General features: G+C 66.2%; 24 protein-coding genes. 16 read left to right on the forward strand and 8 right to left on the reverse strand.

What is annotated here, in order from left to right; all coding sequences use genetic code 11:
• Positions 1 to 2: 2 nt before the first annotated feature.
• Positions 3 to 305 carry an Asp-tRNA(Asn)/Glu-tRNA(Gln) amidotransferase subunit GatC gene (gene gatC, locus ASD15_RS08230; RefSeq protein WP_057154360.1) on the reverse strand — a complete coding sequence of 101 codons (303 nt, stop codon included), beginning with the start codon at positions 303 to 305 and terminating at the stop codon, positions 3 to 5.
• Between the two features lie 275 nt (positions 306 to 580).
• On the opposite strand from gatC, the gene ASD15_RS08235 reads away from it, so the two are divergent.
• The 6 genes from ASD15_RS08235 to ASD15_RS08260 all read left to right on the forward strand — a co-directional run bounded on the left by ASD15_RS08235 (position 581) and on the right by ASD15_RS08260 (position 7980).
• A complete protein-coding gene (locus ASD15_RS08235; protein ID WP_056398240.1) occupies positions 581 to 1624 on the forward strand; it encodes a rod shape-determining protein in 1044 nt (347 codons plus the stop codon).
• Between the two features lie 126 nt (positions 1625 to 1750).
• Positions 1751 to 2803: a rod shape-determining protein MreC gene (gene mreC / locus ASD15_RS08240; RefSeq protein WP_082551679.1), complete on the forward strand. Its 1053-nt coding sequence runs from the start codon at positions 1751 to 1753 to the stop codon at positions 2801 to 2803.
• On the forward strand, positions 2800 to 3312 hold the full coding sequence (mreD, locus tag ASD15_RS08245; RefSeq protein WP_057154362.1) for a rod shape-determining protein MreD: 513 nt from the start codon (positions 2800 to 2802) through the stop codon (positions 3310 to 3312). The genes mreC and mreD overlap by 4 nt, the downstream gene beginning before the upstream one ends.
• A 19-nt stretch (positions 3313 to 3331) precedes the next feature.
• Positions 3332 to 5614, forward strand: coding sequence for a penicillin-binding protein 2 (mrdA, locus tag ASD15_RS08250; RefSeq protein WP_082551680.1), 2283 nt, complete (start codon positions 3332 to 3334; stop codon positions 5612 to 5614).
• Positions 5615 to 5623: 9 nt separating this feature from the next.
• Positions 5624 to 6739, forward strand: a complete 1116-nt coding sequence (gene rodA / locus ASD15_RS08255) for a rod shape-determining protein RodA (RefSeq protein ID WP_057154363.1) — start codon at positions 5624 to 5626, stop codon at positions 6737 to 6739.
• A complete protein-coding gene (locus tag ASD15_RS08260; RefSeq protein ID WP_229418113.1) occupies positions 6736 to 7980 on the forward strand; it encodes a septal ring lytic transglycosylase RlpA family protein in 1245 nt (414 codons plus the stop codon). The genes rodA and ASD15_RS08260 overlap by 4 nt, the downstream gene beginning before the upstream one ends.
• A gap of 6 nt (positions 7981 to 7986) precedes the next feature.
• Here the strand turns inward: ASD15_RS08260 and ASD15_RS08265 are convergent, their stop codons facing one another.
• The 7 genes from ASD15_RS08265 to argS are packed head-to-tail and all read right to left on the reverse strand — an operon-like array spanning position 7987 to position 14285.
• Complete coding sequence (locus ASD15_RS08265; protein ID WP_057154364.1) at positions 7987 to 8673, reverse strand: SPOR domain-containing protein; 687 nt, start codon at positions 8671 to 8673, stop codon at positions 7987 to 7989.
• 18 nt (positions 8674 to 8691) lie between these two features.
• Positions 8692 to 9576, reverse strand: coding sequence for a type III pantothenate kinase (locus ASD15_RS08270; RefSeq protein ID WP_057154365.1), 885 nt, complete (start codon positions 9574 to 9576; stop codon positions 8692 to 8694).
• Positions 9573 to 10358 (reverse strand): biotin--[acetyl-CoA-carboxylase] ligase, encoded by a 786-nt coding sequence (locus ASD15_RS08275; protein WP_057154366.1) that lies wholly within the window; start codon positions 10356 to 10358, stop codon positions 9573 to 9575. The genes ASD15_RS08270 and ASD15_RS08275 overlap by 4 nt, the downstream gene beginning before the upstream one ends.
• The gene (locus ASD15_RS08280; protein WP_057154367.1) at positions 10355 to 11143 is read right to left on the reverse strand and encodes an SDR family oxidoreductase; all 789 of its coding nucleotides are present in this window, start codon (positions 11141 to 11143) and stop codon (positions 10355 to 10357) included. The genes ASD15_RS08275 and ASD15_RS08280 overlap by 4 nt, the downstream gene beginning before the upstream one ends.
• Before the next feature lie 13 nt (positions 11144 to 11156).
• Positions 11157 to 11828 carry a thiol:disulfide interchange protein DsbA/DsbL gene (locus ASD15_RS08285; protein WP_057154368.1) on the reverse strand — a complete coding sequence of 224 codons (672 nt, stop codon included), beginning with the start codon at positions 11826 to 11828 and terminating at the stop codon, positions 11157 to 11159.
• Between the two features lie 21 nt (positions 11829 to 11849).
• On the reverse strand, positions 11850 to 12554 hold the full coding sequence (locus tag ASD15_RS08290; protein ID WP_057154369.1) for an SPOR domain-containing protein: 705 nt from the start codon (positions 12552 to 12554) through the stop codon (positions 11850 to 11852).
• Between the two features lie 21 nt (positions 12555 to 12575).
• On the reverse strand, positions 12576 to 14285 hold the full coding sequence (argS, locus tag ASD15_RS08295; RefSeq protein ID WP_057154370.1) for an arginine--tRNA ligase: 1710 nt from the start codon (positions 14283 to 14285) through the stop codon (positions 12576 to 12578).
• Positions 14286 to 14740: 455 nt separating this feature from the next.
• Here argS and rsmB point away from each other — a divergent pair, with 455 nt between their 5' ends.
• The 10 genes from rsmB (at position 14741) to ASD15_RS08345 (ending at position 25478) form a co-directional block, all read left to right on the forward strand.
• Positions 14741 to 16399 (forward strand): 16S rRNA (cytosine(967)-C(5))-methyltransferase RsmB, encoded by a 1659-nt coding sequence (rsmB, locus tag ASD15_RS08300; RefSeq protein ID WP_082551681.1) that lies wholly within the window; start codon positions 14741 to 14743, stop codon positions 16397 to 16399.
• 91 nt (positions 16400 to 16490) lie between these two features.
• The gene (locus ASD15_RS08305) at positions 16491 to 17018 is read left to right on the forward strand and encodes a DUF4390 domain-containing protein (protein ID WP_229418114.1); all 528 of its coding nucleotides are present in this window, start codon (positions 16491 to 16493) and stop codon (positions 17016 to 17018) included.
• Between the two features lies 1 nt (position 17019).
• Positions 17020 to 19323 (forward strand): ATP-binding protein, encoded by a 2304-nt coding sequence (locus ASD15_RS08310; protein ID WP_057154372.1) that lies wholly within the window; start codon positions 17020 to 17022, stop codon positions 19321 to 19323.
• Between the two features lie 82 nt (positions 19324 to 19405).
• Positions 19406 to 20125: a response regulator gene (locus ASD15_RS08315; RefSeq protein WP_057154373.1), complete on the forward strand. Its 720-nt coding sequence runs from the start codon at positions 19406 to 19408 to the stop codon at positions 20123 to 20125.
• Entirely contained in the window at positions 20125 to 20529 is a 405-nt protein-coding gene (locus ASD15_RS08320; protein WP_057154374.1) for a hypothetical protein, read from the forward strand. The genes ASD15_RS08315 and ASD15_RS08320 overlap by 1 nt, the downstream gene beginning before the upstream one ends.
• A gap of 84 nt (positions 20530 to 20613) precedes the next feature.
• Entirely contained in the window at positions 20614 to 20871 is a 258-nt protein-coding gene (locus tag ASD15_RS08325; protein WP_056398284.1) for a DUF3567 domain-containing protein, read from the forward strand.
• 49 nt (positions 20872 to 20920) lie between these two features.
• The gene (locus tag ASD15_RS08330) at positions 20921 to 21745 is read left to right on the forward strand and encodes a class II glutamine amidotransferase (RefSeq protein ID WP_082551682.1); all 825 of its coding nucleotides are present in this window, start codon (positions 20921 to 20923) and stop codon (positions 21743 to 21745) included.
• A gap of 59 nt (positions 21746 to 21804) precedes the next feature.
• Positions 21805 to 23085 (forward strand): EAL and HDOD domain-containing protein, encoded by a 1281-nt coding sequence (locus ASD15_RS08335; protein ID WP_057154376.1) that lies wholly within the window; start codon positions 21805 to 21807, stop codon positions 23083 to 23085.
• Between the two features lie 90 nt (positions 23086 to 23175).
• Positions 23176 to 24192 (forward strand): ABC transporter ATP-binding protein, encoded by a 1017-nt coding sequence (locus ASD15_RS33520; RefSeq protein WP_057154377.1) that lies wholly within the window; start codon positions 23176 to 23178, stop codon positions 24190 to 24192.
• 2 nt (positions 24193 to 24194) lie between these two features.
• Positions 24195 to 25478, forward strand: coding sequence for an ABC transporter permease (locus ASD15_RS08345; RefSeq protein ID WP_057154378.1), 1284 nt, complete (start codon positions 24195 to 24197; stop codon positions 25476 to 25478).
• Positions 25479 to 25494 lie beyond the last annotated feature (16 nt).

Genomic DNA, 25494 nt, shown 5'->3' on the forward strand with positions numbered 1-25494 from the left:
TCTTAATCAATCACTTTTGGTACCAGATACAAGCCGTCTTCGGTTTTCGGCGCGACCGTTTGATAATGTTCGCGGCGATTCGGCTCGGTGGCCACGTCCTCGCGCAGGCGCAGGGCGATGTTGTTCATGTGGGCCGCCAGCGGGTGGCTCAGAGGGGCAACGCCGGCGGTGTCCACGGCCTGCATCTGCTCGGCCAGCGCGAAAATGCCGTTCAGCTGATCCAGGGCGGTTCCCGCCTGGGTTTCGCTCATTTCCAGTTGTGCCAGGTTGGCGATGCGTTTTACGTCGGATAGTGTCAGGGACATGGCGAGAAGCGCGGCGGAGCGCGCGGTTGTAGTATTGATAAAGAACTTGTAAATCCGGCTATTTGACCTTGAAAATCCTGCAATTGCCGCGTAATTTACGCGTTGCAGCGTCGCACTTTAGAGCCGATTAATGGTAAATAACATTCGAATTATAAGGTAGAATGGCGGGTTGATGCGTAGCTGGCGCCGTGCACCTTGTCGCACCGGCCGCCGCCGCCTCCACGGATACTCCCTATAACTGCCCGCGCGTGCGGGCAACGCGCCACAGGATACTCATGTTTGGTTTTTTACGCAGGTATATTTCCACCGATCTGGCCATTGACTTGGGCACGGCCAACACCCTGATTTATGTACGCGGTTCCGGCATTGTGCTGGACGAACCGTCGGTCGTAGCGATCCGCCAGGAAGGCGGCCCCAACGGTAAGAAGACAATCCAGGCAGTCGGCAAGGAAGCCAAGCAGATGCTGGGTAAAGTACCCGGCAACATCGAGGCGATCCGCCCGATGAAGGACGGCGTGATTGCCGATTTCACCGTCACCGAGCAGATGCTCAAGCAGTTCATCCGCATGGTGCACGACTCCAAATTCTTCCGCCCGTCGCCGCGCATCATCATTTGCGTGCCGTGCGGCTCGACCCAGGTGGAGCGCCGCGCGATCCGCGAATCGGCGCTGGGCGCCGGCGCCTCGCAGGTGTACCTGATCGAAGAACCGATGGCCGCCGCGATCGGCGCCGGCCTGCCGGTGTCGGACGCCACCGGCTCGATGGTGGTCGACATCGGCGGCGGCACCACCGAGGTGGGCATCATCTCGCTGGGCGGCATGGTATACAAGGGTTCGGTGCGCGTGGGCGGCGACAAGTTCGACGAAGCCATTGTCAACTACATCCGCCGCAACTACGGCATGCTGATCGGCGAGCAGACCGCCGAGGCGATCAAGAAGGCCATCGGTTCGGCCTTCCCGGGTTCGGAAGTGAAAGAGATGGAAGTCAAGGGCCGCAACCTGTCCGAAGGCATCCCGCGCTCGTTCACGATCTCGTCCAACGAGATCCTGGAAGCGCTGACCGACCCGCTGAACAACATCGTCTCGGCCGTCAAGAACGCGCTGGAACAGACGCCGCCGGAACTGGGCGCGGACATCGCCGAAAAAGGCATGATGCTGACCGGCGGCGGCGCGCTGCTGCGCGACCTGGACCGCCTGCTGATGGAGGAGACCGGCCTGCCGGTGCTGGTGGCCGAAGACCCGCTCACCTGCGTGGTGCGCGGCTCCGGCATGGCGCTGGAGCGGATGGACCAGCTGGGTTCCATCTTCTCCTACGAATGATCTGAGTAAGCGGGGCGGCCAGGAGCCGCCCCGCTGCTTTTTAAGCTGGTTTTTTTAGCTAAGGCCGTTAGGTGGCGCGCGAGCGCCGGATTTCGGTGGCGCGTGAGCGCCGGATTATTGGAAGTCATGGAATACAGTCCTCCGCCACTCTTCAAACAAGGCGCGCCGGCGCGCGTCAAGATGACGCTGTTCGCCTGCATTTCGATTGCTCTGTTGTTGGCCGATTCGCGCATGCACGCGCTGACGACAGTGCGGCAGGTGGTCGGCACCGTGCTCTACCCCCTGCAAATGGCGGCGCTCATGCCGCGCGACGCGCTCTACGGCGTGGGCGACTACTTCTCGTCGCTGTCGTCGCTGGAAAAGCAGGTGCGCGATTTGCGCCAGCAGCAGATCGTGACCGCGCAGGCTTTGCAGCAGGCGCAGCTCCACAGTACTGAAAACGCCCAGCTGCGCAAGCTGCTGGACGCGCGCAACCACGTGCCCGGCAAATCGATGCTGGCCGAAATCCTGTACGACGCGCGCGACAGCGCCAGCCGCAAGGTGGTGCTGGACCGTGGCGCGCAGGCCGGCGTGCAACTGGGCCTGCCGGTGATCGACAACCAGGGCGTGGTGGGGCAGGTGACGCGGGTGTTCCCGTTCACCTCCGAAGTCACGCTGCTGACGGACAAGGAGCAGGCCATCCCGGTGCAACTGCTGCGCAACGGCTTGCGCAGCGTGGCCTATGGACGCGGCCAGTCCGGCCAGCTGGACTTGCGCTTCATGGCGCCCAACGCGGACGTGCAGGTGGGCGATATCCTGATCACCTCCGGCATCGACGGCGTGTATCCGGCCGGGCTGGCCGTGGCGCGCGTGTCGCAGGTCGAGAGCAACGGCAACGGCGCCTTCGGGCGCGTGGTGTGCCAGCCGCTGGCCGGCATCCAGAATCACCGCCAACTGCTGATATTGATGTCGCCGCCGGACCTGCCGCCACGGCCGCCGGAAGAAGAACCGCTCAAGCCGGGCAAGAAGGGCAAGCCGGCCAAGGACGCCGTAGCGGCGCCGGCCCCGGCGGTTGCGCCGGCAGCCACCCCGGCGGCGGCACAGGGGGCAACGCCGCCCGCTGCACCGCCAGCAGCGCCGGCGGCCCGCGCTGCCGCGCCTGCCGCCGCTCCCGCCGAACCGAAGAAAGAAACGCGATGAATCGCCCCCATTACATCCTGCTGCCGGTCAGCCCGCTGTTCATCGCATTCAGCCTGCTGTGCGCTTTCCTGCTCAACCTGCTGCCCTGGGGCCACTTCGTCGGCGCGCCCGACTTTGTGGCGCTGACGCTGGTGTTCTGGGGCATCCACCAGCCGCGCAAGGTCGGCATCGGCACCGCCTTCTTCCTCGGCCTGCTGATGGACGTGCACGACGCCACCCTGCTGGGCGAAAACGCGCTGGCCTACACGCTGCTGTCCTACTTCGCCATCATGATGCACCGCCGCGTGCTGTGGTTCCCGATGATGACGCAAGCCATCCACGTGTTCCCGCTGCTGCTGATGGCGCAGCTGGTGCAGCTGATGGTGCGCTTCTTCGTGTCCGGAAAATTCCCCAGTTTCTGGTACTTCATCGAGAGCGCGGTGGCGGTGGCGCTGTGGCCGGTGATCTCCATGCTGCTGCTGGCGCCGCAGCGCCGCGCGGTGGACAAAGACCACACGCGCCCGATCTAGGGCCTGGATTTACCCTGCAATGACTGAACTCAAGAATACCGAACGCGAACTGCACCTGTTCCGCCTGCGCCTGTCGGCGCTCGGCCTGATGGTGTTTGTCTGCTTTGCGTTGCTGCTGGCGCGCTTCGTCTGGCTGCAAGTGCTGCACCACGACCACTACATGACGCAGGCGGAGGAAAACCGCATCGCCTTCGTGCCGGTGGTGCCCAACCGCGGGCTGATCGTGGACCGCAACGGCGTGGTCCTGGCCAGCAATTACTCGGCCTACACGCTGGAAATCACGCCGTCCAAGCTGCGCGTGCCGCTCGAGCAGGTGATCGACGAGCTGTCCAAGCTGGTTTCGGTGGAGGCCAAGGACCGCAAGCGCTTCCGGCGCCTGCTGGAAGAAACCAAGAGCTTCGAGGGCGTGCCGCTGCGCACCCGCCTGACCGACGAGGAAGTGGCGCGTTTCACGGCGCAACGCTTCCGCTTCCCCGGCGTGGAGATCCAGGCGCGCCTGTTCCGCCAGTATCCGCTGGGCGAGACGGCTTCGCACGTGCTGGGCTACATCGGCCGCATCAACCAGAACGAAGCCAAGGTGATCGAGGCGGGCGACGACGCGCGCAACTACAAGGGCACCGAGCATATCGGCAAGGAAGGCCTGGAGAAGAGCTACGAGAAGCAGCTGCACGGCATCACCGGCTACGAGGAAGTGGAAGTGTCGGCCGGCGGACGCGCCGTGCGCACCTTGTCGCGCACGCCCGCCACGCCGGGCAACAACCTGATCCTGTCGATCGACATCAAGCTGCAGAAGATCGTCGAGGAAGCCTTCGGCGAATGGCGCGGTGCGCTGGTGGCCATCGAGCCCGAGACCGGGGACATCCTGGCCTACGTTTCGCGCCCCGGCTACGATCCCAACCTGTTCGTGGACGGCATCGACAGCCAAAGCTGGAACGAACTGAATACCTCGCTCGACCGGCCCATGGTGAACCGGCCGCTGTCGGGCACCTATGCACCCGGCTCCACCTTCAAGCCCTTCATGGCGCTGGCCGCGCTGGAGCTGGGCAAGCGCACGCCGAGCCAGGCCATCGGCGATCCGGGCTACTTCTACCTCGGTGCGCACAAGTTCCGCGACGACGTGGTGGGCGGGCACGGTACGGTGGACTTGCGCAAGTCCATCGTGGTCTCCTGCAACACCTATTACTATGTCCTCGGCCGCGACATGGGCATCGACATGATCCACGACTTCATGAAACCGTTCGGCTTCGGCCAGCCGACCGGCATCGACCTGGAGAATGAAAAGACCGGCATCCTGCCGTCGCAGGCGTGGAAGCGCAACCGCTTCAAGAAAAATCCGCAGGCCGGCAAGTGGGTGGGCGGCGACACCATCTCCATCGCCAACGGTTCCGGCTACAACTCGTACACCCCGCTGCAGATCGCGCAGGCGGTGTCCATCCTGGCCAACAACGGCGTGGTGATGAAGCCGCACCTGGTGAAAATCGTGGAAGACGGCGCCACCCGCGCGCGCACGCTGACGGTACCCAAGGAGAGCTACCGCATCCCGCTCAAGCAGGAAAACATCGACCTGATCAAGGACGCCATGGTGGGCGTGACCAGCGAACCGGGCGGCACGGCTTACCGCGCCTTCACCAACGCCGGCTACACCGTGGGCGGCAAGACCGGCACCGCGCAGGTGGTGGCGATCAAGGCCAACGAGAAGTACAACGCGGCCACGCTGAACGAGCGCCTGCGCGACAACGCGCTGTTTACCGCCTTTGCGCCGGCCGACAAGCCGCGCATCGCGCTGGCCATGGTGGTGGAGAACGCGGGCTTCGGCGGTGCGGCCGCCGCGCCCATCGCGCGCAAGGTGCTCGACTACTACCTGCTGGGCAAGCTGCCGGCGAAGGACACCACCAAGGTGCCGAAGGAGGATGCGGAAGCCTTCGAACAGGTACTCGATCCGGTGGACGAGGAAGCCGCCGCCGAGATCAACGAGCAGCGCCGCGCCGCTGCCGCTCCCGCTCCCGGTGTCGCTGCGCCCGCGGCCCCCGCAGTCCCAGCGGCGGGTGTGGCTGGGACGGCGGGCAAGCCGGCCGCGGCACCCAAACCGCAGCCGGCGCAAAACCCGCCGCTGATCCAGACGCCGCCGCAGCAGCCACCGGCGGCGCCGCGCAAGCACGCCACCGTGGTGCCGCCGGCCGTCAAGCCTGCCGTGCAGCCGAACGCGCAGCCGCATGCGCAAGTGCCTGCGCAGCAGCCGGCCGCAGCGCCGCCGGCCGTCGTGCCGCCTGCGCCGCCCGCGCAGCCGCGCAAGAAAGAATAAGGAACGCCTATGCGTATTAACGAAAGGCGTTCGCTGTGGCGCCGCATGAAACCCTACCTGGCCGTGTTCGACGGTCCGCTGCTGCTGATCATTACCTTGCTGCTGGCCACCAGCCTGGTCACCCTGGTATCGGCCAGCATCGGCATTCCGGGCAAGATGGAAGACCAGGTGCGCAATATCTGCATGTCCTTCCTGATGATGTGGATGGTGGCCAACGTGTCGCCGCAGATGATGATGCGCATCGCGCTGCCGGCCTACGTGATCACGGTGGCGCTGCTGCTGGCGGTGGCGCTGTTCGGCACCATCAAGCTCGGTGCGCGGCGCTGGCTGCACATCGGCGTGGTCGATATCCAGCCGTCCGAATTCGCCAAGATCGCCGTGCCGCTGATGCTGGCCTGGTTCTTCCAGCAGCGCCAGGGCACGCTGCGCTGGCACTCGTACGCCATCGCGGCGGTGCTGCTGGTGATACCGGTGTTCCTGATCGCGCGCCAGCCCGACCTGGGCACCTCGCTGCTGGTGGTGATGGCCGGTTTCTGCGTGATCTTCCTGGCCGGCCTGTCCTGGAAGGCGTTGCTGGCGCTGGCACTGGCCGCCGGCGCCAGCTTGCCGGTGGCCTGGTCCATGATGCACGACTATCAGCGCGAGCGCATCATGACGCTGATCGACCCCACCACGGACCCGCTGGGCAAGGGTTTCCACATCATCCAGTCCACCATCGCCATCGGTTCCGGCGGCTTGACGGGCAAGGGCTGGAAAGAGGGCACCCAGGCCCACCTGGAGTTCATCCCCGAGCGCACCACCGACTTCATTTTCTCGGTCTATTCCGAAGAATTTGGCCTGGTGGGCAATATGTTCCTGATGCTGCTGTATCTGTTGCTGATCGGGCGAGGCCTGATGATCGCAGGGAACGCGCCCAACTTCTTCACACGCCTGCTGGCGGGAGCGGTCACCATGATTTTCTTCACCTACGCATTCGTCAACATGGGCATGGTCAGCGGCATCCTGCCGGTGGTCGGCGTGCCGCTGCCTTTCATGAGTTACGGCGGCACCGCGCTGCTGACGCTGGGCCTCGCATCGGGCATCCTGATGAGCATCCAGCGCCACCGCAAGCTGGTGCAGACATGATGCGCCGCCTGAACCCGGGCCTGGCTCGCAACGTCGGCCCGTGCGCCGTGCTGGCCGCGCTGCTGGCGCTGGCCGGCTGCGGCAGCGCGCCGCAGCAGCCGGCTCCCGCCGCCCGTCCGCCCGCCGCCAAGGCGCCGCCCAAGCCGCAGGAAGCGGGCGTGCCGGTGCTGCCGCCGGCGAATTCCGGCCGTGGCGGCTACTACCAGGACGACGGTCCGGGCGAAAACCCGCCGTCGAACCTGATGGCGACGCCGGACGCGGAAGTGCGCAACGAGCCGCCCAATCCGCGCAACAGCAAGCCCTATGTCGTGTTCGGCAAGACCTACACGCCCATCACGGACCTGAACAAGCCTTTCGTTCAGCGCGGCCTGGGCACCTGGTACGGCAAGAAATTCCATGGCCAGCGCACCTCGTCCGGCGAGATTTACGACATGTACAAGATGTCGGCGGCCCATCCGACGCTGCCGATTCCATCCTACGCCAAGGTGACCAACCTGGACAACGGCAACCAGGTGGTGGTGCGTGTGAACGACCGTGGACCGTTTCATTCGACGCGCGTGATCGATGTGTCCTACACGGCCGCGCTGAAGTTGGGCTTGCTGGGCAAGGGCAGCCACCAGCTGGAAGTGGAGCGCATACTGCCGGCGGAAGTGGAGCGCATCAATTCGGCGCGCGGTAAGGACAGTGGCAAGGACAAGGCCGCCGTAGTGGCCGCGCCGGCGCAGATGCCGCCGCCCAAGCCGCGCGCGCCGGTGGAGACGGCCGCGATACTGTATCCGGCGCCGCCGTCCGGCGTTGCGGCGGCCCCGGCCGCCGGCGCATCGGCTGCTGGCGCGGTAGCGGCCGATGCCGCTTCGGCCTTGCAGCCCCTGCAGGCGATGCCGCGCGCGGCGCCGTTGATACTGACGCCGGTGAGCGGCGCCGAAGCCGGCGTGTCCGCAGCGGCGTTGACGCTGCCGGCCGGCGGCGGCGCGCCGGCCGCCGCAACGCCCGCCGCCGCCGTCCCCGCTGCGGCCGGCGGCTTCTATCTTCAACTGGGTGCGTATGGCCGCAAGGAGAACGCCGAAGCGGTGCGCGCCAAGCTGGCCATGGACGGCGCCTTGAATGGCCTGGAGATCGTGCCGTCCGGTGAAGTGCACCGCCTGTACGCTGGGCCGTATGCCAGCCGCCAGGACGCCGCGCAGGCCATCCCCGGCCTGCCGTCCTCGATGGGGCTGAAGCCCCTGATTATCCAGCGCTAGCCGAAGTTACTTGCAGCTGCGGCCTTCCTGGTTCGGAAAGGCTTTCAGCTTCTCGTCCAGCTGCGCCTTGACGTCGGCGCCGATGTCGCGGAACTGGAAGGCCAGCAGCTTGCTGCCGCCCATGCGCGGCGCCACGCGGGCGCTGTGCACCCCTTGCTTTTGCAGCATGGCCAGCTGGCTTTGCGCCGCCGCTTCCGTCTTGAACACGCCCAGCGAAACGGCCCAGCGCATGGCCGAGCTGTCGGACATGACGAAGTAGTTGGTGATCCCCAGCGCGCGCAGCTCGGCGGTTTTCCTGTCGGCCGCTTCCTTGCTGCCTTGCGAAGGGATGTGCACGATGTAGCTGGAGATCTCGGTGCCCGGCATGTTGCGGCGGGCCTGGCGGTCGCCCAGCTCCAGCGGCGCCACGGCCGCCTCGAAGCGGCGCGCATCGGCCAGCGCGAAGTTGCCCACCTCGTAGCAAGCCACCGCTTCGGCATTCTTTTGCGGCGGCGCCGCGGCGGCCGTCACCGGTGCGGCCACGGCGGCGGTTGCCCTGGCCGCCGGGATCACCACCAGCTTGTCCGCGTTCTGCTGGTTCTTCAGGCGCGCCGGTTCGCGCTCGTTGCCGCTGAAGTGGCCGAGATAGCCCTGCCCGTAGGCGTACAGCACGCCGTTCACAGCAAGTAGCAACCAGAAGATAAGTTTCAGCACGGGCGTTCCTGCACGAGATTAAGGCCGGGCGCTGCCGGCGGCAGCCTGCAATCCGATCAGCACGATGTTGTCCACCAGGCGGTGCGGGATTTGCGCCGGCAACGCGGGCGCGATGTAGGCCGCCGCGCCGCCCGAAATCAGGCAGGCTTCGGCCTGGTGCAGCGCGCACGCATGTTCGATGGCGCCCGCCTGCGCGGCCAGCAGCCCGCTCAGGATGGCGTCGTCGGTGTTGTCGGCGAATCCAGAGGGCAGCTTACCGCCTTGCGCTATCTGCGGCAACTGCGCCGTGTTGCGCGCCAGCGAAGTGGCCATCAGGCCGAGGCCGGGCAAGATCATCCCGCCCAGGAAAATGCCGTCGGCCGTGACCGCGTCGATGGTGGTGGCGGTGCCGCAGTTGGCCACGATGACGGCCTGGCCGGGCGCCAGCGCATGCGCGCCGATGGCGGCGGCAAAGCGGTCGCAACCCAGCTGGGCAGGATTGCGGTAGCCGTTCTTCACGCCCGCGCGCTCGGCCACGGAGGCGAACCATTCGATGGCATCGGGTGTGCTCAGCAGGGCGCCGGCGGGCGGCTGCGCTGCGCCGGCAAGGCCGGGTGCAGCCGCGGCGCCGGATAAGGCGGACGGCGCTGCGTCAGGCGCGGAAACGGCATCGGCGCCGGTGGTGAGCATGTGCGTCAGGCGGTCGCGCAGCGCGGCGCCGGCGACGTTGGCGGCCAGCACACCGGTGGCCGGCGCATGGCCGGCCGCCACCAGGGCGGCGTGGGCGGCGAGCCAGGCGGCGGGCAGCTGGGCGGCGTCGGCGTGCATCACGGCGCCGTAGTCCAGCCAGGTGCCGGGGGCGGCGTCCGGCTCGGCCAGCGCCCACTTGATGCGGGTATTGCCCGCGTCGATCAGCAGTATCATGGCGCCAGCCTCAGCGACACGTCGCCCGACAGCACGGCCACGCGGCCTTGCGCGGTGTCCAGCAGCAGGCGCCCGGAGCCGTCCACGCCGGCGCTCAGGCCCTCGTGCAGCGTATCGCCGTGGTCGAGGATGCGCACGCCCTGGCCGCGCCACGCCTGCAGCCGGTTCCAGCGCTCGGTGAAGGCCGGGAAGCCGGTGTCGTCGAACTCGGCCAGCACCGAGGCCAGGCGGTTCAGCAGTGCGGCCATCAGTTCATTGCGGTCCATCTGCGCCAGCCAGGGCGCCGAGGCCACCTCGCGCCCGATGTCCGCTTCCAGCTGGTCCGGCATCAGCAGGTTGATGCCGGCGCCGATCACGGCCCAGACAGCGCCGTCCTGCGCGGCCTGCGTTTCAACCAGGATGCCGGCCAGCTTGGCGCCATCCTTGAGCAGGTCGTTCGGCCACTTCAGCTGCACCGGCACGCCCAGCACATTCATGGCCTCGGCCAGCGCCACACCCACCGCCAGCGGCAGGCCGACCAGGTTGTGCAGCGGACCCTTGAAGCGCCAGGCCAGCGAGAAGGTGAGCGTGGAACCAGGCTGCGACAGCCATGGGCGTCCGGCGCGGCCACGGCCGGCGGTCTGGCGTTCGGCGATCAGCAGCACCGGGCCGCTCAAGGCGTTGACGCGCTGCAGCAGGTCGAGATTGGTGGAGCCGGTTTCGGCCACCACTTCGAGCGCCACGTGGCTGGCGCACTCGGCGCAGTGGCGCGCAATCGCGGCGGGAGTAAGTTGCATGCTCATGGTGTTTTGCTGTCAGGTGCGCCCAGGCGGGCCTTGCGCGGCGCGCCGGCGAACGCCAGGTCGTAGAGCGCGTTGGGCAACAGGCGCAGCAGCTTGGCCACCACGCCCATTTGCCAGGGGATGACGGTGTAACTGTTGCCGCTCTCGATGGCGCGCATCGCCGCCGCCGCGAACTTTTCCGGCGCCATCAGGAAGGGCATGGGATAGGCGTTACGCTGCGTCATCGGCGTGTCGATATAGCCGGGCGAGATGGTCACCACGCCGATGCCGTGCGGCTGCATCTCCAGCCGCAGCGATTCGCAGTAGCTGATCACGGCCGCTTTCGAGGCGCTGTAGGCGGCCGCGCCGGGCAGGCCGCGTATGCCGGCCACGCTGCCGATACCCACCAGCCGCGCGGGCGTCTTCTGCTGCTTCATGGCGGCGATAAAGGGTGCAAACGTGGCCACCGTGGCGTTCAGGTTGGTGGCGACGATGGCCTCGAACACCGGCATGTCTTCCGCGTATTCGGTCAGGGTGCCGTGCGAGATGCCGGCGTTGGCAATCACGATGTCGGCGCCGCCGGTGTGTTCGATGAAGTCCATGGCGGCCGCGCGGATGGCGGCATGGTCGCGCACGTCCACCGCGTAGGCGCGGTGCTTTTCAGGGAAGGGCAGGGTGGCGATCAGCGCTTGCAGCGATTCCCCGCGCCGGGCCAGCAGGCCGAGGGTGGCGCCGTGCTGCGCATAGCGCAGCGCCAGGGCCGCGCCTATGCCGCTGGACGCGCCCGTGATGAATACGCGTTTCAACGGCCGCCCATGCTTATTTCTTTTCCGATTTCGCCTTGGCGACCAGGAAGTCCATCACCTGCAGTGCGGCGGTTTGCAGCTCGGCTTCGGTTGGATTGCCTTGTATGCCGTTGGCGGCCAGGTGCGGCGAGGCCTGGAAGCGGCCGTCCACGATCAGCGTCGGCCAGGAGTCGATCTTGTAGGAGTCCATCATGCCGGCGGCGCGCTTGACCTTGGCCTGCACGCCGAAGGAGCGGTAGGTATCGATGAATTTCTGGCGCTCGATGCCGTTGGCGGCGGCCCACTCGAATACCTGCTCGTCGCGGTTCAGGCGGTTGCGCTCCACGTGCATCGCGTCGAACACTTTTTTATGGAACTGCGGCAGCAGGCCCATGGCCTCCAGCGTGTAGAACAGCTTCTGCTGCGGCAGCACGCTGTCGTCGCGCGGCACGTGCACGCGCTTGAAGACGATGTTGTCGCCTTGCTTCTTGACCCAGGCTTCCAGCATCGGCTCGAGGTTGTTGCAGTGCGGGCAGTAGTAAGCGAAGAACTCGATGACTTCGATCTTCTTGCCGGTGTCGGTCGGCTGCGCGGTTGCCAGCGTCTGGTACTCCACGCCGCTGATCGGCGCTGCGGGGGAGGCGGTGGCGGCAAAAGCCACGCTGCACAGTGCGACCACGCTCAGGAACTGCTTCAGGATACGCATGCGGTTTTCCTTATTCTCTGCTTACTTTTGATTGCGCACCACTGCCACGTCGATGCCGTTCTCGGACAGCTTGCTGCGCACCTTGTTCATCGTTTCCACCTGGTTGTATGGGCCCATGCGCACGCGGTGCAGCACGCCGGTATCGGTGGTGCGGTCGGACACGGTCGCCTCGAAGCCCAGCAGGGCCAGCTTGGCGCGCGTGTTCTCGGCGTCCGCCACTTCGCGGAAAGCGCCTGCCTGCAGATAATATACAAACTTGTCGTCGCCCGCTGCGGCCGGGGCTGCGGCCGGGCCGGTTGGCGTCGGCTGCACATTGGTGGCGCCGGGCTTGGCCTTGCTGGCCGCTTCGATCTTGTCCACCACCTGCTGCAGTTCGTCCACCGCCGGTTTGGAGGGCGCGGCTGGCGCCGCAGGAGCCGCCGGGGCGGGGGGCGCGGCCGGTGCCGCGGGGGCCGTCGCCGAATCGCGCGACAAATCGCGCGCCGCTTCGCGTGCGGCTTCCTTGTTGCCATACATGGGCTTGTTGGGGTCCGACACCTGTCCCGCCGTCGGCTCCGCCGACTTGCCGACCTTGCCGGACTTGTCGGTGAACGGCGTGGCGCCCTTGGTGATCACCAGTGCCACGATGACCGCGATAACCAGGCCGATGACCAGGCCGATGATGATGCCCACCAGCGTGTTGCCTTGCTGGCGGTCCAAAGAGATGGGGCGGGAACGGAAACTCATTGTGCGGGATACCCTAAGCGATTACATTTTGTTTGGAGCGGAAACGCCGATCAGCGCCAGGCCGTTGCGCAGCACCTGGCGGGTTGCCACCATCAAGGCCAGGCGCGCCAGCTTGGTCGCCTCGTCTTCCACCAGTACTTTTTCGGCGAAGTAGAAGCTGTGCAGCGCGGCGGCCAGGTCGCGCAGGTAGAACGCCACCTGGTGCGGGCCCAGTTCGGCCTGGGCCCGCGCCAGCGCTTCAGGGTAGGCCGCCAGCGCGGCCAGCAGCGTCGCTTCGGACGGTGCGGTCAACGGCGCCAGGTCGACGCCGGCCAGCGACGCTTCGTCGCCGTTCCACAGCTCCAGCATGCGGCAGATGCGCGCGTGGGCGTACTGCACGTAATACACCGGATTCTCGTCCGAGGTCTTCAGCGCCACATCGACGTCGAACACGAATTCGGTGTCGGCCTTGCGCGAGATGAGGAAGAAGCGCACCGCGTCGCGGCCTTTGGTGATGTCGCCGCCGCCGGACCATTCGATCAGGTCGCGCACGGTCACGTAGGAACCGGCGCGCTTGGAGATTTTCACCTCGGCGCCGTCCTTCATCACGGTGACCATCTTGTGCAGCACGTAGTCGGGGTAGCCCTGCGGGATGCCCAGGTTTACTGCCTGCAGGCCGGCGCGCACGCGCGCGATGGTGCCGTGGTGGTCCGAACCCTGGATGTTGATGGCCTGGTCGTAGCCGCGCTGGAACTTGACGATGTGATAAGCCACGTCCGGCACGAAGTAGGTGTAGCTGCCGTCGCTCTTGCGCATCACGCGGTCTTTGTCGTCGCCGTAGTCGGTGGTTTTCAGCCACAGCGCGCCTTCCTGTTCGTAGGTGACGCCGGCCTTGACCAGCGCTTCCACGGCGGCGTTCACCTTGCCGTCCTTGTACAGCGACGATTCCAGGTAGTAGTTGTCGAACTTCACGCCGAAGGCCTGCAGGTCGATGTCCTGCTCGTTGCGCAGATAGGTCACGGCGAAGGCGCGGATCGATTCGATGTCGTCCACATCGCCGGAGGCGGTGGCCGGCGCGCCGTCGGAGGCGGACACGGTCTTCCTGGCCAGGAAATCGTCGGCGATGTCCTGGATGTAATCGCCGTTGTAGGCCGATTCAGGCCATTCGGCGTCGCCCGGCTTGAAGCCGCGCGCGCGCGCCTGCACCGACGTGGCCAGGGTCTGGATCTGCACGCCGGCGTCGTTGTAGTAGAACTCGCGGGTGACCTGGTAGCCCTGCGAGCCGAACAGCGACGACAGCGCGTCGCCCAGCGCCGCCTGGCGGCCGTGGCCCACATGCAGCGGGCCGGTCGGGTTGGCGGACACGAATTCGATGATCACTTGCTTGCCCGAGCCGGCGTCGCTGCTGCCGAACTTTGCGCCTTGCGCCAGCACGGACTTGACCACGGCCTGCTTGGCCGCGTCGGTCACGCGCAGGTTGATGAAGCCGGGGCCGGCGATCTCGGCGGCAGCGACGATGTGCTTGCCGGCCGGGTTTTCCAGCAGCGCGGCGACCAGCTTGGTGGCCAGTTCGCGCGGATTCATCTTCAGCTGCTTGGCCAGCTGCATGGCGATATTGCAGGCGACGTCGCCGTGCGAGGCGTCGCGCGGGCGTTCCAGCACGACGTTGGCGTTGACCCCGGAACCGTCGAGGATGGGCGCCAGGGCGGCGTGGAACAGGGCGGTGATCTCTTGTTTCTGATGGGCGAGCATGTGCGTTGGTGGCGGCCGGGCCGCGCTAAATTATCTGGTGAAAGCGCTTCTGAAAGCGAAACGGCCGGCAGCTTTGCCCCGGCCAAACAGCGGTAATTATACTGGTTTGCAAGAGTGATGAAACGTTTGCCCGGTGCACGCGCGGGGACAGGCGGTGATCCATCTTTGGATCGACACTGGCTAAATCGCTACGATGGCGCGATGGCACCCTGCATCGTCACGGCCTGTCTCGACTGAGGCGCCCTCCAGGGCGCAGGGCAAACTGGATTGCCATCCCTCTTTGCTTTTCAAGCACGCAAAGTTGGGTATAGGCGCACGCAGGTCTCGGCCCGTTAGCCTGAGTTGTCCACAACCCGGTTACAATCTCACCTTTATAGAATTTCCGCGATTTTTGCGGCCCGGCGGGCCGCTCGGCCCTGCCATGGGCGGACGCGAGCCATTACGGATATAACAAGATGACCAAAGAGCGCCCTGTCCTGAAACTGAAAACCCCTGCCGCGCCGGCCAAAACCGCCGCCGGCAAGGCGCCTTACAAGGGCGCTGCGGGCAAGGCGCCGTACCAGGGGGCGGCAGGCAAGCCGGCGTACGCCAAGCCGGCCGCTGCCCCGGACGCTGACCCGGCGGCGGCCAAGCCGCGCCCGGCGCAGCAGCGCCGCCCTGTCACCGAGGATGCGGACAGCGCGGCGGCCGTGTGGGCCAAGGCGGCCCCGAAACAGCGCAAAGCGCCCCAACCCAAGTTCGCCGCGCCGCGCCCGAAGCCCGAATTCCGCGAAAGCCACCACCGCGACCTGAAGCCGGCGCTGCAAGTGGGCTTCAAGACCGACCTGCCGCCCGATTCGCTGGCCTTTTCGCTGCTGGGCGCGGCGCTCGCCGTGGCCCAGGTGCGCACCGGCACGGCCCTGCCGCAGGCGCTGGCCGGCGTGTTCGCCAGCACCAACGCGCTGCCGCAGGCGCGCGGCGCAATGCAGGACATCGCCTACCGCGCCATGCGCGCCCTCGGCCACAGCGACGCGCTGATCGCCATGATGGCGCCCAAGGCGCCCGATCCGCTGGTCGCGGCCTTGCTGGCCTGCGCGCTGCCGCTGATGCAGCCGGACGCCGACGGCAGCCTGGCCTATGAACAGTTCACCCTGGTCGACCAGACCGTGTGGGCGGCCTGGGCCCATCCGGACACCGAACGCGCCAAGCCGATGGTCAACGCGGTGCTGCGCCGTTTCCAGCGCGAGCGCCAGCAGCTGCTGGCGGCCGCCGCGCTGCAGCCGGTGGCCAAGTGGAATTACCCGCAATGGTGGATCGACGCCGTGCGCGCCGCCTACCCGGACCACTGGCAGGCCGTGCTGAGCACGGGCAACCAGCCGCCGCCGCTGACCCTGCGCGTGAATGCGCGCCGCAGTTCGGTGGCCGATTACCTGGCAACGCTGGAACATGCCGGCATCGCCGCCACCCAGGTCGGCCCGCAAGCGGTGCGCCTGGCCAAGCCGGTCGGCGTGCACCTGATCCCCGGTTTCGACGACGGCGTGGTGTCGGTGCAGGACGCGGCGGCCCAGCTGGCCGCGCAGCTGCTCGATGTCCAGGACGGCATGCGCGTGCTGGACGCCTGCGCTGCGCCGGGTGGTAAAACATGCAACATCCTGGAGCTGGCCGACGCCGACGTGACCGCGCTGGACGCGGACGCCAAGCGCCTGGCGCGGGTGGGCGAGAACCTGGACCGCCTGGGCCTGAAAGCCAGCATGAAAGCGGCCGACGCGCAGCACCCTGACTGGTGGGACGGCCAGGCCTACGACCGTATCCTGGCCGACGTGCCGTGCACCGCGTCCGGCATCGTGCGCCGCCACCCGGATATCCGCTGGCTGCGCCGCAAGGGCGACACGCTCCAACTTGCAACACTTTCGGGCAAAATACTCGACAACCTTTGGCAGATGCTCGCCCCCAATGGTAAATTGCTGTTCGTGACATGTTCGTTGTGGCCGCAAGAATCCGAGGCGCAGGCGGCCGCTTTCGCGGTGCGCCATGGCGCCACCCGTCTCGATGCGCCCGGTCAGTTGCTGCCCACCGGCAGTGCCGAACAGGATCACGATGGATTGTTTTACGCGTTATTCCAGAAAAATGCGTAATCGATGTGTGAAAACCCTATGCGCGCAAACTAGTACCGGCCCACTCGTGACGCTACGTTTTTTTCGACTCCTCGCCTGTCAGTTGCTGCTGATGTTCGCGTGCGTGCTGCCGCCTGCGCACGCCTCGGACGAGATCGTTGAAATCACCCGCGCCACCATCGAAGCGGCCGAAGAGGGCTACCGCCTGTCGGCCGCCTATTCCTTCGAGTTGAACCACGGCCTGGAAGACGCGCTGCAGTTCGGCGTGACGCTGTATTTCACCACCGAAGTCGAATTCACCCGTCCGCGCTGGTACTGGATGGACGAGAAGGCCGTCAAGGTCAAGCGCACCTTCAGCATCAATTACAACGTGCTCACGCGGCAGTACCACGTGGGCCCGGTCAGCGGCGTGCGCCAGAGTTTCTCCACGCTGGAGGACGCGCTGTTCCTGCTGCGCCGCCCCAGCCGCTGGGTGGTGGCGCCGCGCGGCGCGCTGAAGGTCGGCGAGGTCTACAACGTCACGCTGCGCATGGGCATGGACCGCGACTACCTGCCCAAGCCGATCCAGGTCAACGCCTTCAACAACAGCGAATGGCGCCTGGCGTCGAACAAGAAAACCTTCCTGTACAGGGCCGAATAAAGTGACGCCGGCCTTGCGGTACCTGTTTGTCGTCGCCGGCGCCACGGTCAGCATCCTGCTGTTCCTGCTCGCGTCCGCTTCCGACAATTCCGGCCTGTTCGACCGCTATTACGGCTGGCTGCTGGGCCTGAACGCGGCGGTGGCGCTGGCGCTGCTGATCCTGGTGGGCGTGTCGCTGTTCCGCCTGTATTCGCGCTACCGGGCCGGCAAGTTCGGCTCCAAGCTGATGACGCGGCTGGTGCTGCTGTTTGCCGCCATCGGCGTGCTGCCAGGGCTGGTGATCTTCCTGGTCTCGGTGCAGTTCGTGTCCCATTCGATCGATTCGTGGTTCAACGTGCGCATCGAGGAAGCGCTGGACGCCGGCCTGAACCTGGGGCGCGACGCGCTCGACAAGGCGGTGGCCGACCTCAACGCGCAAACCAAGAAAACCTCCAACCTGCTGGCCGAGGAACAGTTCTACGCCGCGCCGGCCATCCTGGCGCGCTTCGTCAAGACCCATCCCGGCACGCAAAGCGCCATCATTGTCGATGCCGAAGGCGGGCTGATCGTCTCGGCCACCGGGCCGCAGCGCATCAACCTGTCGGCCGACCTGCCCAATGCGCCCATGCTGGCGGTGGCCAAGAGCGAGGAATCGTACGCCCAGGCCGAGGGCGGCAGCGAGCTGCGCGACGACCGCGTGGGCGCGCCGCCGCCGCCGCTGCCGGACGCCTCCAACGTGCTGCGGGTGCGCGTGCTGATGGCCATCCCGGACCCGGTGCAGCCCAACGGCGCCCACCTGGCGCCGCGCTTCCTGCAGATCATCCAGGCGGTGCCGCCCAAGCTGGCCGCCAACGGCGAGATGCTGCGCACCGCCTACAGCGAATACAAGGAGCGCTTCGTGGCCCGCGTCGGCCTGCGCAAGATGTATATCGAAACGCTGACCTTGACCCTGCTGCTGGCTGTGTTCGGCGCCATCGCGGCCGCCTTCCTGATCGCCAACGACCTGGCCCAGCCGCTGCTGCTGCTGGCCGAGGGCACGCGCGCGGTGGCCGGCGGCGACTTGTCGCCGCGCCCCATCGTGGCCAGTTCGGACGAGCTGGGCACCCTGACGCAATCCTTCAACACCATGACACGCCAGCTGTCGGACGCGCGCATCGCGGTCGACAAGAACCGCGCCGCGCTGCAGAACGCCAAGGCCCACCTGGAGTCGGTGCTGGCCAATATGTCGGCCGGCGTGATGGTGCTGGACGGCGAGTTCCGCCTGGTCAGCTGCAACGATTCGGTCGAGCGCATCCTGCAGCACGCCGGCGTGACCATGATAGGCCAGCAGCTCACCGAGATCGACGGCCTGCAGGAATTCGCCAACGCCATCGTGGCCGCGTTCTCGGCGCAAAGCGCGCACTCGGCCGCCGGCCGCAACGTGCAGCGCCTGCACTGGCAGCGCCAGATCGAGATTCCGCGCCCGGCCAACAGCGCCAATCCGGACGAGCACGACCTGACCCTGCTCACGCGCGGTTCGCGCCTGCCGGTGGAAAGCGGCAGCGGCTACATCGTGGTGTTCGATGACATCACCGACGTGATCTCGGCCCAGCGCTCGATCGCCTGGGGCGAGGTGGCGCGCCGCCTGGCGCACGAAATCAAGAACCCGCTGACGCCGATCCAGCTGTCGGCCGAGCGGCTGCAGATGAAGCTGGAATCCAGGCTGGAACAGCAGAACGACGTGGACTTGCTGAACAAGGCCACCACCACCATCGTCAACCAGGTCGCGGCCATGAAGCGCATGGTGGACGATTTCCGCGACTACGCCCGCACCCCGCCTGCCGTGCTCGAGCCGCTGGACGTGAATGCGCTGGTGGAGGAAATCCTGAACCTGTACCTGTCCGGCGAGGGCAGCGACATCATCCACCTGGCGCTGGCGCCGCAGCTGCCGCTGGTGATGGGCGACGCCACCCAGCTGCGCCAGGTGATCCACAATTTGCTGCAGAATGCGCAGGATGCGCTGCTGGACCAGCCGCCGGCCGGCGCCGCGCCGCGCATCGACGTGGTCACCGAGGCGATTCATTACCAGAGCGCAGACGGCGGCACCCGCGTTGCCGTGCGCCTGGCGATCTCGGACAATGGCCCGGGCTTCGCCCCCAAAATCCTGGCGCGCGCCTTCGAACCGTACGTGACGTCGAAGGCGCGCGGCACCGGTCTGGGGCTGGCGATGGTGAAAAAAATTATCGACGAACATGGGGGCCGGATCGATATCCAGAACCATGTCGATAGAAGTGGCGCTTCGGTACTGATTTTGCTGTTAAAGTTGGCACCGGTGCAGTTGGCATAATATTGGAAGACTAATAAAATTATTGCTAGCATGCAGGCTTACAATGCAGGCATGACCGGCAGATGAAAAAAGGCAGGGATAGATGGCAAACATTCTGGTAGTGGATGATGAGATGGGTATCCGCGAGTTGCTCTCGGAAATTTTGAGCGACGAGGGACACGCAATACAGCTTGCCGAAAACGCGCAGCAGGCGCGCGAGGCGCGTGCACAAGGCGCGCCGGATCTGGTCCTGCTCGACATTTGGATGCCGGACACGGACGGCGTCACGCTGCTGAAGGAATGGCAGCGCGACGGCTTGCTGACCATGCCCGTCATCATGATGTCCGGCCACGCCACCATCGACACGGCGGTGGAGGCCACGCGCATCGGCGCGCTGAACTTCCTGGAGAAGCCTATTGCCATGCAGAAACTGCTGAAGGCAGTGCAAGCAGGCCTGACGCGCGCCCAGGAAACCGTGCGTTCGCCGGCACTGGCCCCGCGCCCGGCCGTGGCGCCGCCGCCCGAAGACGGCGCGGTGGCCGCCGGCGCCCCGTTCAGCCCGGCCATGCCGCAAGCGCACGCATCGGTGCGCGGCGCCGGCGCCACGGCGGGCGAAGGGCATGGCTTCAACCTGTCGTTCGACCTGCCGCTGCGCGAAGCGCGCGACGCCTTCGAGCGCATGTACTTCGAACACCACCTGGGCCGCGAAGGCGGCAGCATGACGCGGGTGGCCGAGAAGACCGGCCTGGAACGCACCCACTTGTACCGCAAGCTCAAGCAGCTGGGCGTGGAGCCGGGCAAGCTGGCCAAGAAGAACCAATAATGGCCGGCGCTGCGGGGGGCGCTCCGCCCACCCGCACCACGCTGGTCACCGGCGCGCGCGCGGCCGTGCGCGAAGCGGCCATTGCCGCCGCGCTGGCGCACGCCGGCACGCCGCCATCCCCCTTGCCGTCCGCCGCCGTCATCCTCGAAGGCCTGGCGGACGCCAATTCCCCCCTTGTACACGCGCCCGAAACCGGCCTGCAAGTCCTGCGGATTGCCCCCGGTTGCCTGTGCTGCGCAGGAAATCTCGTTTTGCGGGTAACATTGAACCGTCTGCTGCGCCGTCCGCCAGCGCAGCTGTTCATCAGCCTGGCAAACGCGGAGCACGTGGACCAGTTGCGCAGCATGCTGCTCGCGGCTCCGTATGGCGACTTGCTGGACCTGGCTGCCGATTTGCAAGCCTAGGCTTGAAAAGCGGCGTCCGGTCCCCACTTCAATATGGACCGGCGGAACAATCCCAGCTTCCGCCCCAAGCGTGAAGGAAGCAAAATGAACCTTATCTACAACAGCGAGCAGTACAGCGTGGTTGAATTCGGTGCGGACCGCGACCTGGAAGCCCTGCGCTTTGGCGGCTATGAAATTGTCGATAAAGGCTGCAAGCGCGAGATCTTCATCGCGGGCGTGCTGGCGCAAAGCTTCCGGCGCGACGTCAACCAGCTGATCGCCAGCGAGCCCACCATGGAGGAAATCGATGAATTCCTCGGCAGCTACGAGTCCCTGATGAGCCAGCCCGTGCTGCTGCATTAAAGGCTGCAGGCATGGTAAGGTGGGAGTCTGTCGCAGATTTCCCCTTACTATGTGCCAATTACTAGCCATGAACTGCAATGTCCCGACCGACATTGTGTTCAGCTTCACCGGCTTCGCCATGCGCGGCGGCCGCACCGATACCCACCATGACGGCTGGGGCATCGCCTTTTTCGAGGGCGCCGGCGTGCGCCTCTTCGTCGACCACCAGGCCGCCATCGCATCCCCGATCGCCGAGCTGATCAAGCGTTATCCGATCAAGTCGCGCAACGTCATCGCCCACATCCGCAAGGCCACGCAAGGCCAGGTGGCGCTGGAAAACTGCCATCCCTTCGTGCGCGAGCTGTGGGGCCGCTACTGGGTGTTCGCGCACAACGGCGACCTGAAGCAATTCCATCCGGTGCTGGACGGCGCCTTTCGCCCGGTCGGCAACACCGACAGCGAGCGCGCCTTCTGCTACATCCTGCAAACCCTGCGGGCCCGCTTCGGCGACGTCCAGCCCGGGCGCGACGCCTTGCGCGCCGTGCTGCAGGAACTGGTACAGGAAATCGCCGCGCACGGCACCTTCAATATGATGCTCTCCAGCGGCAACGAACTGTATGCGCATTGCTCCACCCAGCTGTACTACCTGGTGCGCCAGTATCCCTTCGTGACCGCCGAATTGTCCGACGAGGACGTCAGCGTGGACTTTTCCGAGGTCACCACGCCAGACGACCGGGTTGCCATCATCGTCACCCAGCCGCTCACCACCAATGAGCAGTGGACCGCCTTTGCTCCCGGTGAACTCAAAGTATTTCTGGATGGCATACCTGATGCCCAGGGTTCACTAAAATTGTCCGAGACAAGCTGTGCAAATGATGCCAAAATATCAGGATAAACCGCGTGAAACAGCGGGTTAGTTGCCTTTTGGGCACCACCGAACAGAGATGACCCTCCATGATCGACCTTTCGACCAACGATACAACTTCCAAGAGCCTGCGCGTGCGCGAGTTCTACCTTGGCCGTCAGCCGATGCTGGACCGCAACCAGGCACTGTTCGGCTATGAACTGCTGTTCCGCAACGCGCCCGTGGGGCCGGCCAACATCACCAGCGACATCGGCGCCACCGCCACCGTCATCGCCCACGCTTCCCAGCTGGGCATGGAAAAGGTGATAGGCGATGCGCTCGGGTTCGTCAACGTCGATGCCGACGTCATCATGAGCGACATCTTCGGCTTCCTGCCGCGCGAGAAAGTGGTGCTGGAAATCGTCGAAACCATGGAAGCGACGCCGCCGGTGCTGAGCCGCATGGCCGAGCTGGTGAGCCATGGCTTCAGCTTCGCGCTGGACGACGTCACGGCCGAAACCGGCAACGTGCAGACCCTGCTGCCGATGATCGAGTACGTGAAGATGAGCATGCGCAGCACGCCGCTGCCCACCTTGATGAAGCTGGCGCCGCGCTTCAAGCAGGACGGCAAGAAGCTGGTGGCCGAGAAGGTCGAAACGCGCGAGGAATTCAAGAACTGCCTGGACCTGGGCTTCGACTATTTCCAGGGCTATTATTTCGCCAAGCCGGTCATCATGAGCGGCAAGAAGCTGTCGCCGTCGCAACTGGCCGTGATGGAGCTGATGACGCTGGTCACCTCCGAGGCCGACAATCTGGAAATCGAACGCGCCATCAAGCGCGACGTGTCGCTGGCGCTGAACCTGCTGCGCCTGGTGAACACGCCGGCCGTGGGCGCGCGCCAGCGCATCGATTCGCTGAGCCAGGCCGTCACCATCCTGGGCCGCCGCCAGTTGCAGCGCTGGCTGCAGATCATGCTGTACGCCGAGCCAAGCAAGCGCGGCCACAGCATGACGCCATTGCTGATGCTGGCCACCACGCGCGGCAGGCTGCTGGAACTGCTGGCGCACAAGCTGCGTCCCAGCCAGCGCCACGCGGCCGACATCGCCTTCACGGTCGGCATCATGTCGCTGATGGACACCTTGTTCGGCATTCCGATGTCCGACATCCTGGCGCAGATCCCCGTCAGCGACGAAGTGCAGGATGCGCTGATGTTCCGCGGCGGCTTCTTCGGCGACCTGCTCAAGCTGGCCGAATGCATCGAACAGATCGAAGACATGGAACACAAGATCGTGCCCACGCTGCGCGACCTGGCCGTGTCCACGGACGAACTGGTGGAGCTGGAAATGGCCGCCTTCGAATGGAGCGACAACGTGGTGCGCTACGCGCTGTGATATGTCACGGCAAGTCATGACACTTGTCACTTGCTAGAGGGATAAGAGACGGGATACGCTTGCGATTCTTTCAACGGATCGCAATGCGCCATGTCCACCGTCCTGCTCCGCGTCAATCAACTCAGCAAATCCTACGGCGGCCGCCTGGCGGTCGACGGCGTCTCTTTCCAGGTGAAGCACGGCCAGGCCGTGGGGCTGATCGGTCCCAATGGCGCCGGCAAATCGAGCACGGTCAGCATGATCTGCGGCCTGCTACGCAGCGACGGCGGCAGTGTCGACCTGGAAGGGCAGCCCATGGCCCAGGGCCAGAACGGCGCCAAGCTCACGCTCGGCCTGGTGCCGCAGGACCTGGCCTTGTACGAAGACTTGTCCGCCATCGAGAACCTCAAGCTGTTCGGCGCGCTGTACGGCCTGAAGGGCGCGCTGCTCCAGGCGCGCTGCGCGCAGGCACTGGACTTGGTACGCCTGGCCGACCGCGCCAAGGACAAGCCCGCGACCTTCTCCGGCGGCATGAAGCGCCGCCTGAACATCGCCGCCGCGCTGCTGCACCAGCCTAAACTGCTGATCCTGGACGAGCCCACCGTCGGCGTCGACCCGCAGAGCCGGAACGCCATCTTCGACACGCTGGAAGCGCTCAAGGCCGGGGGCATGGCGCTGATCTACACCAGCCACTACATGGAAGAAGTGGAACGGCTGGCGGACCACATCGTGATCATCGACCACGGCAGGGTGCTGGCCGACGAAAGCCCGGCCGACCTGTACCGCCGCCTGCCCGCGCAAGCCGCGCTGCGCGCCGAGCTGGCGCGGCCGTTGCCGCCGGCCCGCATGGCCGAACTGCTGGCCGGCCTGCGCGGCCTGCCCGGCGTGGGCGCAGTGCGCGAGCCGGGCCGCGCGGCCGGCGCCGACGCGAACGCCAACCCCGCCGGCGCCAGCGGCCCATCTGGCGCCGGGCCGGTGCTGGAAATCGGCCTCGCCGCCACGTCGCACGCCGCTTCAGTGCTGGCCTGGCTGGACGCGCAAGGCTGCGCGCTGCAGCACTTCGCCACCGCCAAGACCAATCTTGAAGACATCTTCCTCAACCTCACCGGCCGCAGCCTGCGCGACTAACCATGACAGCCTTCCTCGCACTGGTCCGCAAAGACCTCCTCCTTTACCTCGGCGACAAGCGGGCGCTGTTGATCAACCTGATGCTGCCCATTGTGCTGGCCGCCTTCTTCGGCTCGCTGTTCGGCGGCGGCGGCGATGCCAACACCGGCAAGATCGACGTCGGCCTGGTGCTGCAGGACGGCAGCGCGATAGGCGCCAAGATTGCCGGCGGCCTGAAGGCGGATGCAGCGCTGCGCATCATCGAATTGCCGCTGGAAGAGGCGCAAGCGCGGGTCCGCTCGGGCAAGCTGACGGTGGCCGTGTTGATCCCGCCGGGCTTCGGCGACGCCGCCGGCCAGGCCTTGTTCAACGTGGCAGGCAAGCCGGAGATTCCGGTATTCTACGACCCGTCGCAATCGACTGCGCTGGCCATGGTGAAGGGCATGCTGACGCAGCAGGTCATGCAGGTCGTCAGCGCCGAGATGTTCGGCGGCCAGAGCGGCGAGAAACTCATGGACACCAGCCTGAAACAGCTGGAGCAGGAGGCCGCGCAAGGCCAGGACCGCGCCGCGCTGCGCGACATGCTGGCCAGCGTGCGCAAGTTTCAGCAGGCCGGGCCGGTGCCAGCCAGCGCCAACGGCGAGCAGGCCAAAGCCGGCCTCAGCATGCCCTATGCCACCAGGGACCAGGCCCTCAGCTCCGGCCCCAAATACAATGGCTACGCGCACTCCTTCGCCGGCATGAGCGTGCAATTCATCCTGTTCATGGGCTTGGACATGGGCATCGGCATCCTGCTGGCGCGCCGCATGGGCATCTGGAACCGCCTGCTGGCCGCGCCCGTATCGCTGACGTCGGTGCTCTTGGCGCGCGCGGTCTCGGCCGCCCTGATCGCCAGCGGCCTGCTGGCGGCGATCTTCTTGTGCGCCATGCTGATCTTCAAGGTGCAGATCGCCAATCCACTGGGTTTCATCGGCGTGGGCCTGTGCTTCGCGCTGATGACGGCCGGCTTCGGCCTGCTGATTGCCGCCTTCGGCAAAACGCCGGAAGCGGCGCGCGGCATCGCCGTGTTCGCCACACTGATCCTGGTCATGCTGGGCGGCGCCTGGGTGCCGTCTTTCGTGTTCCCGGCGTGGATGCAGCAGCTGACGTTCGCCATCCCCACCCGCTGGGCGGTGGATGGCTTTGACGCGGTGACGTGGCGCGGCCTGGGCATGGAAGGCGCGCTCGGGCCGATGGCGGTTCAGCTTGCCTTTGCCGCTGTGTTTGCCGGCCTCGCTATCTGGAAATTCCGCCGCGACCCGCATTAAGGGCCGGCGGGTTGCG

Source organism: Massilia sp. Root351 (genome assembly GCF_001425045.1).
Taxonomy (GTDB): domain Bacteria; phylum Pseudomonadota; class Gammaproteobacteria; order Burkholderiales; family Burkholderiaceae_D; genus Rugamonas.

Coding starts and splice junctions, on each gene's coding strand:
- gatC (WP_057154360.1), bottom strand. CDS start 305: ATGTCCCTGACACTATCCGACGTAAAACGCATCGCCAACCTGGCACAA.
- ASD15_RS08235 (WP_056398240.1), top strand. CDS start 581: ATGTTTGGTTTTTTACGCAGGTATATTTCCACCGATCTGGCCATTGAC.
- mreC (WP_082551679.1), top strand. CDS start 1,751: ATGGAATACAGTCCTCCGCCACTCTTCAAACAAGGCGCGCCGGCGCGC.
- mreD (WP_057154362.1), top strand. CDS start 2,800: ATGAATCGCCCCCATTACATCCTGCTGCCGGTCAGCCCGCTGTTCATC.
- mrdA (WP_082551680.1), top strand. CDS start 3,332: ATGACTGAACTCAAGAATACCGAACGCGAACTGCACCTGTTCCGCCTG.
- rodA (WP_057154363.1), top strand. CDS start 5,624: ATGCGTATTAACGAAAGGCGTTCGCTGTGGCGCCGCATGAAACCCTAC.
- ASD15_RS08260 (WP_229418113.1), top strand. CDS start 6,736: ATGATGCGCCGCCTGAACCCGGGCCTGGCTCGCAACGTCGGCCCGTGC.
- ASD15_RS08270 (WP_057154365.1), bottom strand. CDS start 9,576: ATGATACTGCTGATCGACGCGGGCAATACCCGCATCAAGTGGGCGCTG.
- ASD15_RS08275 (WP_057154366.1), bottom strand. CDS start 10,358: ATGAGCATGCAACTTACTCCCGCCGCGATTGCGCGCCACTGCGCCGAG.
- ASD15_RS08285 (WP_057154368.1), bottom strand. CDS start 11,828: ATGCGTATCCTGAAGCAGTTCCTGAGCGTGGTCGCACTGTGCAGCGTG.
- ASD15_RS08290 (WP_057154369.1), bottom strand. CDS start 12,554: ATGAGTTTCCGTTCCCGCCCCATCTCTTTGGACCGCCAGCAAGGCAAC.
- argS (WP_057154370.1), bottom strand. CDS start 14,285: ATGCTCGCCCATCAGAAACAAGAGATCACCGCCCTGTTCCACGCCGCC.
- rsmB (WP_082551681.1), top strand. CDS start 14,741: ATGACCAAAGAGCGCCCTGTCCTGAAACTGAAAACCCCTGCCGCGCCG.
- ASD15_RS08305 (WP_229418114.1), top strand. CDS start 16,491: ATGTTCGCGTGCGTGCTGCCGCCTGCGCACGCCTCGGACGAGATCGTT.
- ASD15_RS08315 (WP_057154373.1), top strand. CDS start 19,406: ATGGCAAACATTCTGGTAGTGGATGATGAGATGGGTATCCGCGAGTTG.
- ASD15_RS08320 (WP_057154374.1), top strand. CDS start 20,125: ATGGCCGGCGCTGCGGGGGGCGCTCCGCCCACCCGCACCACGCTGGTC.
- ASD15_RS08325 (WP_056398284.1), top strand. CDS start 20,614: ATGAACCTTATCTACAACAGCGAGCAGTACAGCGTGGTTGAATTCGGT.
- ASD15_RS08330 (WP_082551682.1), top strand. CDS start 20,921: ATGTGCCAATTACTAGCCATGAACTGCAATGTCCCGACCGACATTGTG.
- ASD15_RS08335 (WP_057154376.1), top strand. CDS start 21,805: ATGATCGACCTTTCGACCAACGATACAACTTCCAAGAGCCTGCGCGTG.
- ASD15_RS33520 (WP_057154377.1), top strand. CDS start 23,176: ATGTCCACCGTCCTGCTCCGCGTCAATCAACTCAGCAAATCCTACGGC.
- ASD15_RS08345 (WP_057154378.1), top strand. CDS start 24,195: ATGACAGCCTTCCTCGCACTGGTCCGCAAAGACCTCCTCCTTTACCTC.